The organism is Kitasatospora cheerisanensis KCTC 2395, from assembly GCF_000696185.1.
Classification (GTDB): Bacteria; Actinomycetota; Actinomycetes; order Streptomycetales; family Streptomycetaceae; genus Kitasatospora; species Kitasatospora cheerisanensis.
Genome location: NZ_KK853997.1, coordinates 716,543 through 732,036, shown reverse-complemented (window position 1 = coordinate 732,036; position 15,494 = coordinate 716,543). Strand labels below are relative to the sequence as shown.

The following is a 15,494-nucleotide window of genomic DNA, read 5'->3' as shown; positions in this document are numbered from 1 at the left end:
CCCTCGATCCGCCCACCGGCATGATCCTCGGTGTCGCCCCCCGCGCCCGCTACGCCACCGCCGAACTGACCCTCGCCCCCGGCGACCGCCTGCTGCTCTACACCGACGGCCTGATCGAACGCCGCGGCACCGACCTCGGCGCCGGCCTCGACCGCCTGCTGCACGTCTGCACGGAATACCGCGCCCCCGGCCTCGACGGACTCCTCGACCACCTGCTCCGCCGCCTCGGCGCCCCCAACCCGCTCGACGACACCTGCCTGCTCGCCGTCCGCCTCACCGGCACGGGAGCGGAGGCGTACTGACGTTGCGTCAGAGGTCGGTCGGGGTGCGGTCGCGGCGCGGTCGGGTGCGGTCGCGGCGCGGTCGGGGTGCGTGTCGGCCGGGCGGCTGATGGGGGAGCGCCCCGGTCCCGACGCTCGGGGTGATCGGCCGGGTCAGTTCTCGCGGGTGTCGCCGAAGCGGAAGAGGCGGTGCATCCGCTCGTGCCACGGCAGTTCGGGGGCGACCAGGTCGTCCGGCGGCAGGGTGGTGCGGGGGCCGGTGGTCGGGGGCAGCGGGAGGGGGTCCGTTCGGTGTCGCGGGCCTGCTCGCCAAGCGCCACCAGCCGGACCGGGGTGGCCTGTTCGCGGACCGTCGGGAACACCCGGGCCTCCTCCAGGCCGAAGTGCCCGGTGGCCTCCTCGATCAGCCGGGCCAGCAGGCGGTCGAACTCGGCCGAGCCGGCCCGCGACGCCCGCAACTCGCGCACCAGCCCGTACATCGCCGTGTGCGAGTGCCGGCCGTGCGTGACCGCCTCGTCGACCGCCGGGCGCCCGTGGCCGGCGATCGGGTACAGGTACTCGTCCTCCGCCGCCAGATGCCGCACCAGGGTGTCGGCGGTGAGGAACGCCAGCCGCTCCCGCCGTGGGTCGCCCAGCGGCAGACCGGCGAGTTCACTGAAGCGCACCCGCAGCACGTCATGGTCGGTGGTCAGCTGTTCCAACAGGTCCAACTCCAGCTCGGTCGCCATCGTCAGCACCTCTTCGTCCGCGGTCCAGCCCCCTCCCCATGGGCCTGCCCGGCCCCGCGCACCGGAAACCACGACGGCGCGAGGGGTGAACGGTAAGCGCTTTCCGGCAGCCGCCCGGTAAGCGCTTTCCAGGCACCGGAGGGAAAGCGCTTACCGGGGAGCATGCGGTAAACGCTTTCCCGCTGGCTGGCAGACGTCTGCCAGGTGCCCCCGTCAGTACCAGCGGACCTGTGCGGCCGCACCCCGACCGGTGCGGGCGGCATGGCGGAGGACGCGCAGCGGGCCGTCCAGCAGTTCCTCCGCATCGTGGTCGGGGTCGTCGCCCAGGCCGGTCATCCAGGCGTGGATCCGCTCGACGGCCCGCTGCCGGGTGGCTCCGGTGAGGGTGAGCGCCTCGGTGGCGGCGGGCAGGTGGGTGCGGACCTCGTCGGCGTCGAGCAGGAAGTCACCGAACCAGCCCGGCAGTTGGAGCGTCGCGTCCGGGCCGAGTGCGTACGCCAGTGCCGAGAAGGGGCTGGCCTTGCGGGCCACGGCCGCGAACAGGTCTTCTCCCGTGGTGGGTGGGAACTCGTCCATGACGGCGTCGCGCAGCGCCTCCACCGGGTCGGAGCCGTCCCGGCAGTTGTCGAGGAACGCGCTCAGCCGGTAGGCGTCGTCGTCGGCGCGCCAGCTGCCCGGAGCGGCGGCCGACGGGTGGAACAGCGACTCCGTCGGCTTGCTCCGCCACCAGTTGAGTTCGGTCGCCATGTCGACACGGGTGGGCGGCGAAGGCGCAGGCCCAGCCGCAGTTGCGGTCGAGGGCGCGGAGCGTGCCGCCGTGAGCAGCAGGTCCGCGATCCTCTCGTCCGGCACCACGCCGACGATCCAGACGCCGGTTGCGCTCAACTCCGCCTCCGTTGCAGATGGTTGCTGGACCCGTCCAGGTCGCCGTGGTTCTCCGGGGCGGCAGGGGTGCGGCGGGTGATCATGTCATACCCACCGTGCGCAGGCGGCGGTGGGTCGTTTCGGGATCGTGCGGGTGGGCAGCCGCGATCTCGTGCGAGTGCCGTCGAACGGTCCCTCCGCCGGCTCCAGTGCGCGGCTGGCGCGGCAGGTGACCGCCGCGTTGGCGGCTGCCGGGCACACGGTGTCGGTGGCCGAGTCGCTGACCGGGGGATTGCTGTCGGCGGCGCTGGCCGATGCCCCCGGGGCCGGAACGGTGTTCAGGGGCGGGGTGGTGGCCTATGCGACGGCCCTGAAGCGGGAGTTGCTCGGGGTGGACGAGGAACTCCTGCGCGCGGAGGGCCCGGTGGATCCGCAGGTCGCAGCGGCGATGGCGGACGGCGTCCGGCGCGTCTGCGGCACCACGTACGGGCTGGCGACCACGGGGGCGGCCGGCCCGGAGCCGCAGGGGGACGCCGAACCGGGCCTGGTGTACGTGGCGTTGGCGACTCCGACGCTCACCCTGGTCGACCGTCCGTCCCCGGTCTCCGGGGATCGCCACGCCGTCCAGTCGCGTGCCGTCCGCACCGCGCTGGAACTCTTCCGGCGGACGCTGCGGCCGCCGGCCGAGGGCGGCGCCGTGGCGGCGGACGATGGCGCCGCGGGGCCGGAGGGTGACGCGGTGGGGGCGGACGATGGCGCGGCTGCGGACGAGTGACCCGAACCGTCCCGGGTGGCGGCGGGTGCGGCACGGGCGCGGATTCGGCTACCGGGACGTCGACGGGGCGGTGATCCGTGACCCTGCGGTGCGACGCCGCCTGGCCGAGCTGGCCGTTCCGCCCGCCTGGACGGAGGTGTGGATCTGCCCCGATCCGCGCGGCCACCTCCAGGCGGTCGGGACCGACGCGGCCGGCCGGCGGCAGTACCTGTACCACCCCGAGTTCCGGGCCCGGCAGGAGGCGGCGAAGCACGCACACGTGCTGGCGGTCGCGGAACGGCTGCCCGCCGTACGGACCGTGGTGGCCGAGGACCTGGGGCGGCGCGGACTCTGCCGGGCCAGGGTGCTGGCCGCCGCCGCGCGGCTGCTCGACCTCGGACTGTTCCGCTCGGGCTCGTCGAACTACGTGGAGGAGAACGGGAGTTACGGTCTGACCACGCTGCTGCGCGAGCAGGTCGCGGTGCGCGGGGAGAGGATCCGCTTCGAGTACCCGGCGAAGTCCGGGCGACACCGCGAACTCACCGTCGTGGACCGGGAGTGCGCCGCCGTCGTCCGATCCCTGCTGCGGCGGCGCGACCCGGCCCCCGCCCTGTGGGCGTACTGGGAGGGCGGCCAGTGGCATCCGGTGGACGCCGACGCGCTCAACGCCTACCTGCGCGAGGCGTCCGGCACCGACCTGACCGCGAAGGACCACCGCACCTGGCACGCCACCGTCCTGGCCGCCGTCGGCCTCGCCGTCTCCTGGCCCCAGGCGGCCCGTTCAGCGGCCGAACGGCGGCGCGCCGCCGCCCGCGTGGTCCGCGAGGTCGCGGGCTACCTCGGCAACACCCCCGCCGTCTGCCGCGCCTCCTACCTGAACCCGGCCCTCTTCGAACGCTTCGACCGGGGCATCACCGTGGCCGACGCCTTGCCCGACCTGGGCGCCGAATCCCCGCACCCGGGCCCGGGTCTGCCCGGGATCGGGCCGGCGGTGGAACGGGCCGTCGCCCGGCTGCTCGCGGACTGACGGCGTGCACGCTTCTCCGGCGGCAGGTTCGCCGGACAACGCCGGGCAGCACGACGAGGCGCATCTCAGCAGGTTCACCGGAGGGCGGGAGGTACGCCGACCGGACAGGCCACTGGACGGTGTTCCCGACTTCCTCGCCGCTCGTGGCGCGAGCCGCCCGAGGCAGTGCCCCGACGGGCAGGCGTTGGCAGGCCCATCGGTCCGCTGCACGAGCGAGGCCGCGCCCCTGTGCGTTTGGCCGGCGGACGGCCTACTTCTCCGGCGGGAGTTCCAGGTCGTCGATGCTGCGACGGCGGGAACGGGGCGCGGTCGGGTCGGCGAACAGGTCGTCCCAGGCGTCGGGGGCGTAGGAGTCGTCCGGCTTGTCGGGGGCGGCCTCGTCGGGAGGGTCCGGTTCTGGTGCGGACTTCGGCCGGTCTTCGGGGAGTTGGCCGATCGACGGGTCACGCAGGCCCTGTTCGCGGGCGCGTTCGGCGGGGGTGGGGGTGTCGCGGTCGGCCATGGTGGCTCCAAATCGGTGGGCGGCCGACTGCCCCGGGCAGCGCGGTCGGGGCTGCTCGGGACGCCTTGTCGGGCTCCGCCGCGGGGACGGGCTGACCAGCGTCTGCACCGGCGGCAGAGCCCCCAAACCCCGGGGGATTGGCGCGAATCTTGCCGGGTAGGCGCGGCGGCAGACCGGTGATCGACCGACAGGGATCGCCGGCGGCCGAGAGCGAAGGAGCGTGGACCATGACCGCCGAACACCGTACGCCGTCGCAGCGACCGGAGGACACGGAACCGACGGAGCGTCAGGAGCAGCACCTCGGCGACGAGAGCGACGCGCCGATCGTCACGCCGACCCCCGAGCGAGGTCAAGGAGCAGCGGGAGCCGAAGGCCGAGAGCGGTGACCCGGAGGAGCCGGAGCCGCCCGCTGCCGACGTCCAGGCGCCGTGAACGGCGGGGGCGGCGGGCCGGTCCGCGGCTGTACGGGTGCGGCGGTCGAGTGCGGGGCCGGGGGACGTCACGGACGCGACCGCGCGGTACCTGCTGTACGGGCTGCTGCCCGCCTGGGTGGTGCCGGCGGCCGTGGACTGGGCGCTGCACCGGCGGACGGAGATCGAACGGACGGCGGGCGTACGGGAGTCGGCGATCCACCTGGCGATGATGGCCGAGGTCGGACTGCCCGCCACGGCGCTGCTGCTGTGCGAGGTCGATCCGGCGCTGCTGGCGGTCCTCGCGGGCGCGGCCCTCGCCCACGGCGCGACCGCGCTGGGGGACGTGCGGACCGCCGAGGACGCCGGACGGCGGGTCTCGGTGCTCGAACAGCACGTGCACAGCTTCCTGGAGGCGCTGCCGCTGACCGCCCTGTCGATCATCGGCTGCCTCCACCCGGACCAGGTCCGGGAGCTGAGCCGGGGCAGGATCACGGCTCGCCTGACGCTGCGCAGCCCGCCGCTGCCCCGGCGCTTTCTGCTCGGGGTGGGCCTCGGCGCGCCGCCACGGGCTGCCTGTACGCCGAGGAGCTGCTGCGGTGCGTGCGGGCCCGTCGGCGGGCGCGGGAGGCGGCCCGCCCGGTGGAGCTGATTTCGATCGGGGCCGCCGGGTAGCCGCGTCGGCAGCAGCCAGCCGACCCCCTGGAGGAGCCATGCTGCCAGGACGAAACCCCTCGACCCCGGCGGTCGCCGGTCATCCGCACCGCGTGGGCCCACCGCCCCGGACGCCGGTCGCCGCTCGCCCCCCGCGCGGGCAGACCGGCTACCCGCCGCCACTGTGCCGCCGGGCCCAGGTCCGGTACGCGCGCGGCACTGGTCCCGTCCGGCACGCGGGCGGGAGCGGCACTCTCGCGGGGAGGGCCGCCGCATGACGGAGTACGGCTACTTCCTGTCCTGCGAGGAGTACACGCCGGGCCGAACTGCTGGAGCAGGCACGGCTCGCGGAGCGGTCCGGCTTCACCAGGCTGGCGATCTCCGACCACTTCCATCCGTGGACGGACGAGCAGGGCAACAGCCCGTTCGTGGTGGTCGATGATCGTTGTGCGCTCTCGCAGTTCTGCACGCTGCCGGTGACCACGCTGGTGACCTGCCCGACGGTGCGGCTGCCCACACCCGGAGTGGTGACGGCGCAGGCCGCGGCCACCTCCAGCGTGGCTGACCGGGGGGCCGGTTCCGCTCGGGGGTCGGCACCGGCGAGGCGTTGAACGAGCATGTGCTGGGCGGGCGTTGGCCCCTCGTTCGCGGAGCGGGCGGAGATGCTCGCCGAGGCCGTCCGGGTGATCCGGGCGCTGTTCGCCGGCGGCCACCGTCAACCACCGCGGCCGGCACTACACCGTCGACCAGGCCCGGCTGTACACCGCGCCCGAGAGCGAACTGGCCGGTCTACGTCTCGGCGTTCGGCCCGCGCGCGGCCCGGCTCGCCGCCGATCTGGGCGACGGCCTGGTCACCACCGCGCCGGATCCCGAACTGCTGCGCGCCTACCGCGAGTCCGGCGGCACCGGCCCCACCCTGGCGGGCACGAAGGCCTGTTGGGCCCCGGACGAGCAGCGCGCCGTCGCCACCCGGCACCGGCTGTGGGCGAGCGAGCACCTGCCCGGCGAGCTCAACCAACTGCTGCCCACCCGCGGCACTTCGAGCAGGCGATCGAGCTGGTGCCGGAGTCGGCGGCCGCCGGGCGGCGGCAACGGCCCTGACCCGCAGGCGCACCTGGCGCTGCTGCGACCGTACGTGGAGGCCGGGTTCGACGAGGTGTACGTCGGCCAGATCGGTGGCCACGTCGAGGAGTTCTTCGCGTGCTACCGCGACCGGGTGCTCCCGGAGCTGGCGGGCTGACCCTGCGGCGGGCGGAGCACGGCGGACGGCCGGGCCTCCTGGGCCCGGCCGTCCAACGGTCGTCGGTCGTTCGGTCGTTCGGCTGTTCAGCTGTTCAGCCGTTTGGTCGTGGTTCAGGTCTCGCTGGCGATCTCGATGCAGGCCAGGTCGATCTGGTCGGCGAGCTGGCGGACCAGATCGGCGAGCGCCGCGGTGGTCACCGGGTCCAGCCCGTTGTCGTCGCGGTCCGCCACTCCTGCCACTCGTTGGGCAGTGCCCGCAGGAGTTCGACCACCTGCAGGGCGGGAATGGCCAGATCACCGGAGAGTCCGCAGATCACCGGAACGCTGAGCCGCCCCATGGTGTCCACCTCCTTCTGCCTCTGCGCTTCCTGCCTTCGTCTTCGTGCTCGGTCGGGCGTGCCCGGCGGGGACAGCGGAAACGGTCGGCGGAAGAGTGCGGCGGAAACGGCCGATGGTCGCTACGGCTGTTCGGGGCGCGGGCGGCCGCGCCGGCGGTGGCTGGTGTCGCACAGCGGGTACCGGCGGCTGCGGCGGCAGGTGCAGACGGCGACGACCGGACGGTCGCAGGAGAGCGTGGTTCCGTCCGGCAGCAGCAGCTCCACCGGGCCGTCGATCAGCAGCGGGCCGCGCTCGGTGAGCCGGACCCGGGGCACCGGCGGGGTGGGCGGCACGGCCTGCGCGGACGGTTCGCGTTCAGCGCCGGACACCCGCGCACCACCACCAACTCCTCCGTCCGGACGCCGGGTTCGATCAGGCCGGCGCGCTCGAACCATTCCGCCCGGGCCGGTCATCACCGGGCCGAACTCCTGCCACTTCCGCGCGGCGACGTTCACCTGGAGCCCGGCGGCACGCAACTGGCGGACGGTGGCGTCGGGTTCGGCCAGCGAGGACTGCACCAGCAGCAGCACCCCCGCCGGGCGCGAGCAGCGGCGGCACCTGCCGGCAGAGCCGGTCGAGCAGCAGCCGCCCGTCCGGCCGCGTCCCAGGCGACGGCCGGCCCGCGGCGGGTGCTCGGGCGGAACCGGCCGGAACGTAGGGCGGGTTGGACAGCACCAGGTCGAACCGCCCGTCGGACGCGGGCACGGGCGCCGTCAGGTCGCCGCGCCGCAGGTGCACCGGCAGCCGGTGCAGGTGGGCGTTCAGCCAGGCCGTGGCGAGCGCGCGGCGGGACAGGTCGACGGCAGTGACCCGGCAGCCGCGACGGCCGCGGCCAGGGCGAGGGCGCCGCAGCCGGTGCCGAGGTCCAGGCACCGGGCGCCGGCCCGCACGGGCTCCCGCCGCAGTACCTCCAACAGCAGTGCGGTGTCGCCCTGCACGGGGTACACACCGGGGGGTCTGAGCAGCAACATGGCCACGCGTATGCCCGCGCCGGAGCTGCCGACACCTCCGGGAGACACGGAGGCGGCGGGCGGACTCAGAGCGTCGCCGTACGGCGGGCGAGGTCGTCGACGACGGCGGTGAGGGTGCCGCGGCCGGCGAGGGCCGCGCGCTGGCGGTCGGCGCCGCTGCCGCCGGTGAGGAGCCCGGCGGTGAGGCGGCGGGCGAGCGGGAGGTCGTCGGTGCGGAGCAGCGCCGGGGTGGTGAACTCCAGGAGCGCGGTGAGGAGTTCGCGGGCGGGGAGGTGCTCGCCAGTGGGCGGGTGGGGGAGGCGGGCGTCGAGGCCGTGGGCGGCGGCGCTGTGGTGGGCGCGGCGCAGCGTGGTCTCGGGCACCGGCCGGGCGTGGCGGCGCGGGTCGAGCAGGGTGTGGGCTAGGCCGCGGAGCAGGACGGCGAGCAGGACGACGGTGTCGAGGTCGGCGGAGGTGTCGGCGATCCGGATCTCCAGGGTGGGGAGGTGGGTCGACGGCCGGGCGTACCAGAAGACCGCGCGGCGGTCGGGGATGACGTCCTCGGCGATCAGCCGGTCGAGCACGGCGTGGTAGCCGGGTTCGTCGAGCACGGGCGCGGGCCCGAAGGTCGGCCAGTGCGAGTACCGTTCGGGGCGCACCGCGGCGGTGCCGAGGTCGGTGCCCTCGCAGAACGGGGAGTTGGCGCAGATCGCCTGGAACAGCGGCAACCAGCCGCGCAACGCGGCACTGAGCGCCAGCGCCTGACGGACCGTCAGGTCTCCGAGGTGGACGTGGCAGCCGGAGAGTTCCGCGCCGATCTGGTCGGCGACGCCGTCGACGCGCCGGGCCATGTCCAGGTAGCGGGCGTCGGGGGTGATGGTCAGCGGGTGGCGGCTGGGCAGGACGGGGGTGCCGGTGGCGATCAGGCGGCAGCCGGCACGTTCCGCGCCGGTGAGCAACGCGGTGCGGGATTCGGCGAGTTCGGCGCGCAGCTCGGCGGCGGTGGCGACCGGGCGGGTGCACGCCTCGACCTGCGAGGCGAGGAACTCGTGCTGGGCGCGGTCCCCGAGGGCGCGGGCCGCGTGGGCGAGCACCGGCGCCGCAGCCGGCACGGTGATCCGGCTGTGCGGGTCGGTCAGGACGAACTCCTCCTCGACGCCGAACCGCAGTGGCACGGTGGGGGGTTGGGTGATGAGGCTGTTCATGCGGGGTGTCCGGGTTCGAGGTCGGTGACGTCGTGCAGCCCGAGGACCGCGCCGGGCGCGGGGCGGGCGGGGCCGTCGCCGATCGGGTCGAGCAGGAACGCGGTGTGGTCGCCGCCCTCGACCCGGCCGACCACGGCCCCGGCGAACCAGGCTGCCGCGTCGGCCAGTACGGGCACGCCGGCCGGGCCGGGGCGCCAGGCCGCGCGGGCGAACTTGTCGACCTCGTCGCCGCTCGTGCCGCCGAACAGCGCGGCCAGCGCGCGTCCGGCGTCGTCGGGCGGCAGCAGGTGCACGGCCAGCGCGCGGGCCCGGGAGGCCACCTTGTAGGTGTGGTTCGCGGGCGACAGCCACACCGCGAACCGGACCGGGCGGATCGAGCACTGCGACCCGAACCCGACCAGGCAGCCGGCCCGGGCGCCGTCGGCCTCGGCGGTGACCACGTACACGGGCGGGTCGAGCAGGTTCAGGAAGGGTTCGGGTCCGTTCATGCGGTCAGTCCTCCTCCGGCAGCGGCGTGCGCAGCGAGCTCGCACCGGCCCGCCAGGCGTCGAGCTGGTGGGCGGCGAGCCGGTCCTCGGCGTGGCCGTAGGCGAGCGCGCCGAAGGCGATGTCCTGTTCGGGGCAGCCGGGCCGGGCCACCAGCGGGTCGATGACGGTGTGCCGGACGAGCTGCTCGTGGACGGCGTCCGCGAGCACGTGCTCGCGGTAGAACAGGGTGCCGCGCGGCGAGGCGCCGAGCCGTTCGAAGGCGTCGGCGAGCCGGGCCGCCCCGGGCGGCGAGGTGATCTCCACGGCCGCGAACTGACCGACCAGCGCGCCCCGCAGCGACCGGTGCAGCCCGAACAGCGACATCGTGTTGACCACCGCGAGGGCCGGCCCGGGCACCGCGTCCAGGTACGCGCCGTACGCCGGGTCGAGTCCGAAGTCCGCCATCATCGCGGCGAACAGCTCGGCGTGCGCCCGCTCCGGCCGGCCCGCCCCGTACTCGTCGTACTGGACGGCGACCAGCGCGGCCTTCGCCGGGTTCGGCAGTCGCGGCACCGCCCACATCTGCGGGTCGGCCTCCTTGAGGTGGTACGGCGAGCGGTGCACCAGGTACTCGCGGGCCTGCGCCCTGGTGCCCGCCGCCAGCAGGTGGTGCGAGGGCCCGTAGCCGTCCGGCGGCTCGGCCAGCAGCCCGGCCAGCACCTCGGCGAGCGGCGGCGGCTCGCCCACCTCGCGGCGCAGCGCCGACAGGAACACCTCCTCCAAGGCGGCCCGCAGCGCCAGCAGCGCCGGCGACCACTCCCAGGCGTCGTCCACGCCCGCGAAGCCCCGGTAGTGCAGCTCGTAGCAGACGTACAGGGCGAGGTGGAGGTCGTCGCCCCACGGGTCGGCGGCCGGCGGTAGCTCCGGCAGCGGGTAGCGGTCGCGGCCGAGCAGCGCCGACAGGACGGCCGCCGAGAGCGGGCCGCGCGGCTCCGGCAGCGGCGGGGCGGCCGGGCGCAGGTCGGGCGTCGCGGTCATGACGGTCCTCCCTCCGAACGCAGTTCCAGGACACAGCACTTGGGGCCGCCGCCGGCCTTCCGGAGCTCCGGCACGGCGACCGGCACCGGCTCGAACCCGGCGGCCCGCAGCTGCTCCGCGAGGCCGCGCGCCGCGTCCGGCAGCACCACGTGCCGCCCGTCGCTGACGGCGTTCAGGCCGAACGCGGCCGCGTCCGCCGCCCGGGCGAGGATCGCGTCCGGGTACAGGCGGCGCAGCAGCCGGCGGCTGGCCGGGGAGAAGGCCTGCGGGTAGTACATGATCCGGTCGTGGTCCAGCACCGCCAGGGCGGTGTCCAGGTGGTAGTACCGCGGATCGGTCAACTCCAGTGTCACGACCGGGAGTCCGAGCATCCGCTGGGCTTCGCGGTGGGCCGCCGCGGTGGTGCGGAAGCCGCTGGCGGCGAGGATCCGCGGGCCGGCCACCAGCAGGTCGCCCTCGCCCTCGTTCACCTCCGTCGCGGTACGGACCCCGCGGAACCCGGCCGCCGTGAACCAGCGCAGGTGCGCCGCCGACTCGCCGGCCCGCTCGGGATGCCGGAACCGCGCCACCAGGACCCGCCCCGCCACCACCGTCGCCCCGTTCGCCGTGAACACCATGTCGGGCAGTCCGGGCTCGGGCTCCAGCAGCTCCACCCGGTGTCCCAGCCCGCGCAGCACCGCCGCCAGGCCCTCCCACTGCCGCAGCGCCGCGCCCCGGTCCACCGGTTGCGCCGGATCCATCCACGGGTTGATCGCGTACTCCACCGCGAAGTGCTCCGGCGGGCAGAGCAGGTACCGCCGCCGCCCCGCCCGGGGCGGCGGCCTGGTGTCGACCGGTAGCGCGTTCATGCGGCACGTCTGTCCTGCCGTGCGGGGGACGAAACGGGCGCTGTCCGGCCGCGCCGCGGGACGGGCGGCGCGGAAGCAGGGTAGTGCTGGCGTGGGGAGGGCAGACGGGAGCCGGAGGTGGAAGCGCGATGGCCGGACGCACAGGTGGGCGGAGGGACGGCAGGACCCGCGCGCCGCTGGGCAGCCGCCCGGCCCGGCCGGTGCTCCGGCGCGCCCCCGCACCGGCCCGTCCCGACCACGGCGGCCTGGACCGGCTGGCCGGCCGCGCCTGGCGCCTGCTCGCCGTCGCCCTCGCCGGGTACGCCGGATTCCTGCTGGTCAGCCGGCTGCTGCTGCCGGTGGTGGCGGTGTTCGTCGCCCTGGTGGTCACCGCGGTGCTGCGCCCGCCCGTCGACCTGCTGGCCCGGCGGATGCCGCGCGCGCTGGCCGTGCTGCTCGCCGTGCTGGGTGCGCTGGTGCTGCTCGCGGGGGTGGCGGCGCTGATCGCGGTGGTGATCCGCTCCCAGGCCGGGCAGCTCGGCGGGCAGGTGCGCGGCGGCCTGGACCGGCTGGAGCACTGGCTGGAGGGCCCGCCGTTCCACGCCCGGGCCGGCACCCTGGGCGACCTGCGGCACCGGCTCGGCGAGCTGATCAGCTCGCACCGGCAGACGGTGCTCTCGACCGCCGTCACCGGCGCCGGCTTCGTGGTCGAGGCGGCCGCCGCCGGCGCGCTCGCCCTGTTCTGCGCGGTGTTCTTCACCCACTCCGGCGAGCGGATGTGGACCTGGGGGACGTCCCTGCTGCCCGCCCGCGCGGGAGCCCTGTGGCGGCGGGCCGGGCACGCCGCCTGGCGCACCTTCGCCGGCTACACCCGGGGCCTGTTCCTGGTCGCGGGCACCAACGCCGTGCTGGTCGGCGTGGTCCTCGCCGCGCTCGGCGTGCCGCTCGCCGTGCCGCTGGCGGGCCTGGAGTTCGTGGCGGCCCTGATCCCGCTGATCGGCTCCCCGATCGCCCTCGCCGTCGCCTCCCTGGTCGCTCTCGCCACCCGCGGCCCGGTGACCGCCCTCCTGGTGCTCGCCCTGATCGTGGTCATCGGCCAGTTGGAGGGCCACGTCCTGCACCCCCTGGTGATGGGCTGGGCGGTCCGCCTCCACCCCGTCACGGTCGCCCTGGCCGTCGCCGTCGGCGGCACCCTCGGCGGCATCGTCGGCGCGGCTGTCGCGGTGCCGGTGCTGTCGGTGGGGTGGGCGGTGTTCCGTGAGCTGCACGGCGGCCGGGGCAGCGGCTGACGGGCTGTCAGGTGCCGTGGCCCCGTGGCACGGGGCCGCCCGCCGAGGGCTCCGGCAGACGGGGGCGGTGCTCAGTCCTGGGCGAGGCGGGTCAGCAGGGCGAGCAGGGTTCGGCGTTCGGCCGGGTCGAGGGGGGCGAGGAGGTGCTCGTTGGCGCGGTCGGCGAGGCGGGCGCAGGTGTGGAGGAGGCGGCGGCCCTCGGGGGTGGCCGTGACGGCGTTCTTGCGGCGGTCGCGGGGATCGGGCTCGCGCACCACCAGGCCCTCGTGTTCGAGGTGGTTGAGGAGGAGGACCACGTCCTTCGGGTCGAAGCCCAGGCGGCGGACCAGGTCGGCCTGGGCGAGCGGGCCGTCGTCGGCGACGTTCGCCAGGACCGCGTAGTGCTGGAGCTTCAGGCCCTCGGTTGCGATGGCCTCGGCGACCAGGGCCCGGCCCCGGGCGGCGACGCGGCCGGCGAGCCAGCTCGGCAGGGACTGCAGGTGGGCGAGCGCGCCGGGGTGCTGAGGATCGGGGTGCTGGGGATCGGGCCGCTGGGCGCCGGGCTGCCGGGGGTCGGGGCTCATGGGGCGAGGGTAGCGGAAAACGTTGGGCATCCCAATGAAAAGGCGGCTAGAGTGCAGACCGTTGGGAACCCCAATGAATCGGTCCTCCTGGAGGTGTGCGTTGCGTCGCGTCCGCTACGAGAAGAACGGCGGCCCCGAGGTGCTGTTCGTCGAGGAAGCCCCGGAGCCCGAGCCCGGCCCCGGTGAGCTGCTGGTGCGCTGCGAGGCGATCGGGGTGACGCTGCCCGTCGTGCGGAAGGTGCGCGAGGGCAGGGAGCCTGCGCCACTCGGCGGGGAGGTGGCGGGCACGGTGGTCGCGCTCGGCCCGGGGGTCGACGGGTTCGCGGTGGGGGACCGCGTCACCGGGCTGGCCTTCGCCGGCGGCTACGCGGAACTCGCGGTGGTGCACCAGGGCATGGCCTCGCACGTTCCCGCGTACGCGAGCGCCGTCGACGCGGTGGCGCTGGTCCGCAGCGGGCTGGTGGCGCGCGGCGCGTACCGGGCGGGGCGGGTCGAGGCCGGCGAGTCGGTGCTGGTCACGGCGGCGGCCAGTGCGGTCGGCGGGCTCGCGTTGCAGTACGCCCGGAACGGCGGGGCGTCGCGGGTGGTGGCGGCGGTGGGCGACGCCGCGAAGACGGACTTCGTCCGTGCCCTCGGCGCCGACGAGGTGGTGGTCTACGGCGAGGCGTCCTGGGGCGAGCCGGTCGACGTGGTGCTGGACGGCGTCGGCGGCGAGCTGCTCGGTCCGGCGGTGCGGGCCTGGCGCCCGGCGGGCGGCTGGTCGCGTTCAGCTCCGGCGGCGGCTCGGTGGACGCCTTCGAAACTGCTGGTGCGCAGCGCCTCGGTGATCGGCTTCCAGATGGCGACGATCGCCCGCAACCAGCCGGAGCGGTACGCCCGTTGGCGCGAGGAGCAGTGGGCGGCGTTCCGCTCCGGCGCCCTGCGCGCCCGTGCACGCCGCCCTCCCGCTGGCCGAGGCCGCCCGCGCGCACGCACTGGTGGAGGGACGGGCGAACCTCGGCAAGGTCGTGCTGGTGCCGTGAGCCGGGCGCGCGCAAGGGCGCGCGATGGGGCAGTGCGTGCGCCGGGCGCGCGACTCAGCCGGCAGGCCGGACCACCCGCCGGGTGGCGGTCAGCAGCGCCCGGCAGACCGGGCCGAGGACGGCGCGGAACGGGTGATAGCGCATGGTGCGCAGCCGCAGGTCGAGTTCGACGTCGACCCGCAGCTCGGCCTCCAGTACGGCCAGCCGCTGCCGCTCGCTGGGGGAGAGAGTCGCACCGTCCACCGTGCTCACCACCACTCGTCCACCGCGCTCACGATGCTCACCCCGCTCACCGCCACTCGTCCGCCGTCCCGGAGCCGCCGGGAAATCCGCTGTGGCCCCGGGCCCGCCCGCGCCGCCGGTCGCGGTGCCGGGCAGCGGGCCGCCCGCGCCGGAGCCGGACACCGCGCCGAGCGAGCAGAGTGCGCACAGCGCCGTCCAGGTCGCCGCCCGCACCCGGTACGCGGCCCGGCGGGCGGCCACTCCCGCCTCGTGGACGCTGCTCATCGGTCACCGCCCCTCGGGTGGGCGAGCACGCTGTCGTCGAGCGAGGCCAGCAGGTCCCCGACCGAGGAGTGCACCTCCACGGCGCCGGCGCCGCGCAGCTCCTCGCCCGCGAAGCCGCCCGTCTCGACACCCACGCACGGCGTGCCGGCCCGGTTCGCGGCCCGGACGTCCCACACGCTGTCGCCGACGAAGACCGCCCGCCCGGCGGGGGCCGAGGCCCGCTCCAGGGCGCTGTGCACCAGGTCGGGGGCCGGCTTCGAGACGGCCACCGAATCCGAGTCGGTGACCGCGAAGACGGCGTCGTCCGCGTCCAACGCCCCGCGCAGGACGTCGAGTTCACGGCCGGAGGCGGAGGTGCACAGGACCACCCGCCAGCCCCGGCCGGCGCAGGCGCGCAGCAGGTCGGCGGCGCCGTCGAAGGCCCGCAGGCCGGGCCAGAACTGGGCGTACAGCGCCAGGTGGGCGGCGCTGATCGCCTCGTCGTCCGAGCGGTCCCGGTCGGCGCCGAGCAGGTGGTCGAGCAGCTGGTCGCTGCCCATGCCGATGGCGCGGTGCACCGGCGCCGCGTCGACCAGGTGGCCGTACTGCCGCAGGGCCTCCCACCAGGCGAGGGTGTGCAGGTAGGCGGTGTCCACCAGGGTGCCGTCCACGTCGAACAGTGCGGCGGCCGGGGCGTCCGCAGCCATGGCGTCTCCTCCTCCGGACGGAGCGGTCGGGGCCGTCCGATTCCCGCCGGAGCCGTTCCGGCGCGTCGCCCCGTCTACCCCGGTCGCCGTCGCGCACAC

General features: G+C 75.7%; 17 protein-coding genes and 5 pseudogenes. 9 read left to right on the top strand and 13 right to left on the bottom strand.

The window, feature by feature from the left end; translation table 11 throughout:
* The coding region (locus tag KCH_RS03240; protein WP_157032367.1) for a SpoIIE family protein phosphatase at positions 1 to 302 on the top strand (302 nt) is incomplete at its 5' end.
* A 341-nt stretch (positions 303 to 643) separates the two neighbouring features.
* Here the strand turns inward: KCH_RS03240 and KCH_RS47045 are convergent.
* Positions 644 to 1,009, bottom strand: a pseudogene (locus tag KCH_RS47045) (hemerythrin domain-containing protein); the annotation flags it as partial.
* Positions 1,010 to 1,222: 213 nt separating this feature from the next.
* Positions 1,223 to 1,756 carry a hypothetical protein gene (locus KCH_RS03230; RefSeq protein ID WP_035858737.1) on the bottom strand — a complete coding sequence of 178 codons (534 nt, stop codon included), beginning with the start codon at positions 1,754 to 1,756 and terminating at the stop codon, positions 1,223 to 1,225.
* Positions 1,757 to 2,102: 346 nt separating this feature from the next.
* On the opposite strand from KCH_RS03230, the gene KCH_RS03225 reads away from it, so the two are divergent.
* Together KCH_RS03225 and KCH_RS03220 are read left to right on the top strand one after the other, a co-directional pair.
* On the top strand, positions 2,103 to 2,648 hold the full coding sequence (locus KCH_RS03225; protein WP_244305122.1) for a CinA family protein: 546 nt from the start codon (positions 2,103 to 2,105) through the stop codon (positions 2,646 to 2,648).
* A 25-nt stretch (positions 2,649 to 2,673) separates the two neighbouring features.
* Positions 2,674 to 3,654 (top strand): DNA topoisomerase IB, encoded by a 981-nt coding sequence (locus KCH_RS03220; protein ID WP_341865337.1) that lies wholly within the window; start codon positions 2,674 to 2,676, stop codon positions 3,652 to 3,654.
* Positions 3,655 to 3,904: 250 nt separating this feature from the next.
* On the opposite strand, the gene KCH_RS03215 is transcribed toward KCH_RS03220, so the two are convergent.
* Positions 3,905 to 4,156, bottom strand: a complete 252-nt coding sequence (locus KCH_RS03215) for a hypothetical protein (protein WP_035858731.1) — start codon at positions 4,154 to 4,156, stop codon at positions 3,905 to 3,907.
* Positions 4,157 to 4,383: 227 nt separating this feature from the next.
* Here KCH_RS03215 and KCH_RS40865 point away from each other — a divergent pair, with 227 nt between their 5' ends.
* The 3 genes and pseudogenes from KCH_RS40865 to KCH_RS03205 all read left to right on the top strand — a co-directional run.
* On the top strand, positions 4,384 to 4,542 hold the full coding sequence (locus KCH_RS40865; protein WP_157031865.1) for a hypothetical protein: 159 nt from the start codon (positions 4,384 to 4,386) through the stop codon (positions 4,540 to 4,542).
* 82 nt (positions 4,543 to 4,624) lie between these two features.
* Positions 4,625 to 5,218, top strand: coding sequence for a diguanylate cyclase (locus KCH_RS36750; protein ID WP_244305120.1), 594 nt, complete (start codon positions 4,625 to 4,627; stop codon positions 5,216 to 5,218).
* Between the two features lie 582 nt (positions 5,219 to 5,800).
* A pseudogene (locus KCH_RS03205) lies at positions 5,801 to 6,460 on the top strand (LLM class flavin-dependent oxidoreductase); the annotation flags it as partial.
* Positions 6,461 to 6,920: 460 nt separating this feature from the next.
* Here KCH_RS03205 and KCH_RS47040 read toward each other — a convergent pair.
* The 6 genes and pseudogenes from KCH_RS47040 to ddaH form a co-directional block, all read right to left on the bottom strand.
* The gene (locus KCH_RS47040) at positions 6,921 to 7,370 is read right to left on the bottom strand and encodes a CDGSH iron-sulfur domain-containing protein (RefSeq protein WP_425268727.1); all 450 of its coding nucleotides are present in this window, start codon (positions 7,368 to 7,370) and stop codon (positions 6,921 to 6,923) included.
* Positions 7,371 to 7,551: 181 nt separating this feature from the next.
* A pseudogene (locus tag KCH_RS47035) lies at positions 7,552 to 7,713 on the bottom strand (hypothetical protein); the annotation flags it as partial.
* A gap of 163 nt (positions 7,714 to 7,876) precedes the next feature.
* Complete coding sequence (locus KCH_RS03190; RefSeq protein ID WP_051652686.1) at positions 7,877 to 8,995, bottom strand: carboxylate-amine ligase; 1,119 nt, start codon at positions 8,993 to 8,995, stop codon at positions 7,877 to 7,879.
* Positions 8,992 to 9,483 carry a flavin reductase family protein gene (locus KCH_RS03185; RefSeq protein ID WP_035858725.1) on the bottom strand — a complete coding sequence of 164 codons (492 nt, stop codon included), beginning with the start codon at positions 9,481 to 9,483 and terminating at the stop codon, positions 8,992 to 8,994. Before KCH_RS03185 ends, KCH_RS03190 begins: the two co-directional genes overlap by 4 nt.
* A 4-nt stretch (positions 9,484 to 9,487) precedes the next feature.
* Positions 9,488 to 10,501, bottom strand: coding sequence for an iron-containing redox enzyme family protein (locus KCH_RS03180; RefSeq protein ID WP_035858722.1), 1,014 nt, complete (start codon positions 10,499 to 10,501; stop codon positions 9,488 to 9,490).
* Positions 10,498 to 11,349 carry a dimethylargininase gene (gene ddaH / locus KCH_RS03175; RefSeq protein ID WP_035858719.1) on the bottom strand — a complete coding sequence of 284 codons (852 nt, stop codon included), beginning with the start codon at positions 11,347 to 11,349 and terminating at the stop codon, positions 10,498 to 10,500. Before ddaH ends, KCH_RS03180 begins: the two co-directional genes overlap by 4 nt.
* A gap of 128 nt (positions 11,350 to 11,477) precedes the next feature.
* Between ddaH and KCH_RS03170 the strand changes: the two genes are divergently transcribed.
* On the top strand, positions 11,478 to 12,617 hold the full coding sequence (locus KCH_RS03170; RefSeq protein WP_051652685.1) for an AI-2E family transporter: 1,140 nt from the start codon (positions 11,478 to 11,480) through the stop codon (positions 12,615 to 12,617).
* A gap of 71 nt (positions 12,618 to 12,688) precedes the next feature.
* Here KCH_RS03170 and KCH_RS03165 read toward each other — a convergent pair whose 3' ends face one another.
* Entirely contained in the window at positions 12,689 to 13,180 is a 492-nt protein-coding gene (locus KCH_RS03165) for a MarR family winged helix-turn-helix transcriptional regulator (RefSeq protein ID WP_084223170.1), read from the bottom strand.
* Positions 13,181 to 13,214: 34 nt separating this feature from the next.
* Here KCH_RS03165 and KCH_RS47030 point away from each other — a divergent pair.
* Positions 13,215 to 13,532: pseudogene (locus KCH_RS47030) on the top strand (alcohol dehydrogenase catalytic domain-containing protein); the annotation flags it as partial.
* 11 nt (positions 13,533 to 13,543) lie between these two features.
* Here the strand turns inward: KCH_RS47030 and KCH_RS47025 are convergent.
* Positions 13,544 to 13,699, bottom strand: coding sequence for a hypothetical protein (locus KCH_RS47025; RefSeq protein ID WP_425268726.1), 156 nt, complete (start codon positions 13,697 to 13,699; stop codon positions 13,544 to 13,546).
* On the opposite strand from KCH_RS47025, the pseudogene KCH_RS47020 reads away from it, so the two are divergent.
* A pseudogene (locus tag KCH_RS47020) lies at positions 13,641 to 13,976 on the top strand (zinc-binding dehydrogenase); the annotation flags it as partial. The gene KCH_RS47025 and the pseudogene KCH_RS47020 overlap by 59 nt on opposite strands.
* A gap of 280 nt (positions 13,977 to 14,256) precedes the next feature.
* Here the strand turns inward: KCH_RS47020 and KCH_RS40860 are convergent.
* Both KCH_RS40860 and KCH_RS03150 read right to left on the bottom strand, forming a co-directional pair.
* Positions 14,257 to 14,709: a hypothetical protein gene (locus KCH_RS40860; RefSeq protein WP_157031864.1), complete on the bottom strand. Its 453-nt coding sequence runs from the start codon at positions 14,707 to 14,709 to the stop codon at positions 14,257 to 14,259.
* The gene (locus KCH_RS03150) at positions 14,706 to 15,395 is read right to left on the bottom strand and encodes an HAD family hydrolase (protein ID WP_035858712.1); all 690 of its coding nucleotides are present in this window, start codon (positions 15,393 to 15,395) and stop codon (positions 14,706 to 14,708) included. The genes KCH_RS40860 and KCH_RS03150 overlap by 4 nt, the downstream gene beginning before the upstream one ends.
* Between the last annotated feature and the right edge of the window lie 99 nt (positions 15,396 to 15,494).

What these genes read in the sequence shown, in the direction of transcription:
- KCH_RS40865 (WP_157031865.1), top strand. Translation starts at nt 4,384, where the DNA reads ATGACCGCCGAACACCGTACGCCGTCGCAGCGACCGGAGGACACGGAA.
- KCH_RS03170 (WP_051652685.1), top strand. Translation starts at nt 11,478, where the DNA reads ATGGCCGGACGCACAGGTGGGCGGAGGGACGGCAGGACCCGCGCGCCG.
- KCH_RS03215 (WP_035858731.1), bottom strand. Translation starts at nt 4,156, where the DNA reads ATGGCCGACCGCGACACCCCCACCCCCGCCGAACGCGCCCGCGAACAG.
- KCH_RS03165 (WP_084223170.1), bottom strand. Translation starts at nt 13,180, where the DNA reads ATGAGCCCCGACCCCCGGCAGCCCGGCGCCCAGCGGCCCGATCCCCAG.
- KCH_RS03150 (WP_035858712.1), bottom strand. Translation starts at nt 15,395, where the DNA reads ATGGCTGCGGACGCCCCGGCCGCCGCACTGTTCGACGTGGACGGCACC.
- KCH_RS03230 (WP_035858737.1), bottom strand. Translation starts at nt 1,756, where the DNA reads ATGGCGACCGAACTCAACTGGTGGCGGAGCAAGCCGACGGAGTCGCTG.
- KCH_RS03190 (WP_051652686.1), bottom strand. Translation starts at nt 8,995, where the DNA reads ATGAACAGCCTCATCACCCAACCCCCCACCGTGCCACTGCGGTTCGGC.
- ddaH (WP_035858719.1), bottom strand. Translation starts at nt 11,349, where the DNA reads ATGAACGCGCTACCGGTCGACACCAGGCCGCCGCCCCGGGCGGGGCGG.
- KCH_RS03185 (WP_035858725.1), bottom strand. Translation starts at nt 9,483, where the DNA reads ATGAACGGACCCGAACCCTTCCTGAACCTGCTCGACCCGCCCGTGTAC.
- KCH_RS03180 (WP_035858722.1), bottom strand. Translation starts at nt 10,501, where the DNA reads ATGACCGCGACGCCCGACCTGCGCCCGGCCGCCCCGCCGCTGCCGGAG.
- KCH_RS40860 (WP_157031864.1), bottom strand. Translation starts at nt 14,709, where the DNA reads ATGAGCAGCGTCCACGAGGCGGGAGTGGCCGCCCGCCGGGCCGCGTAC.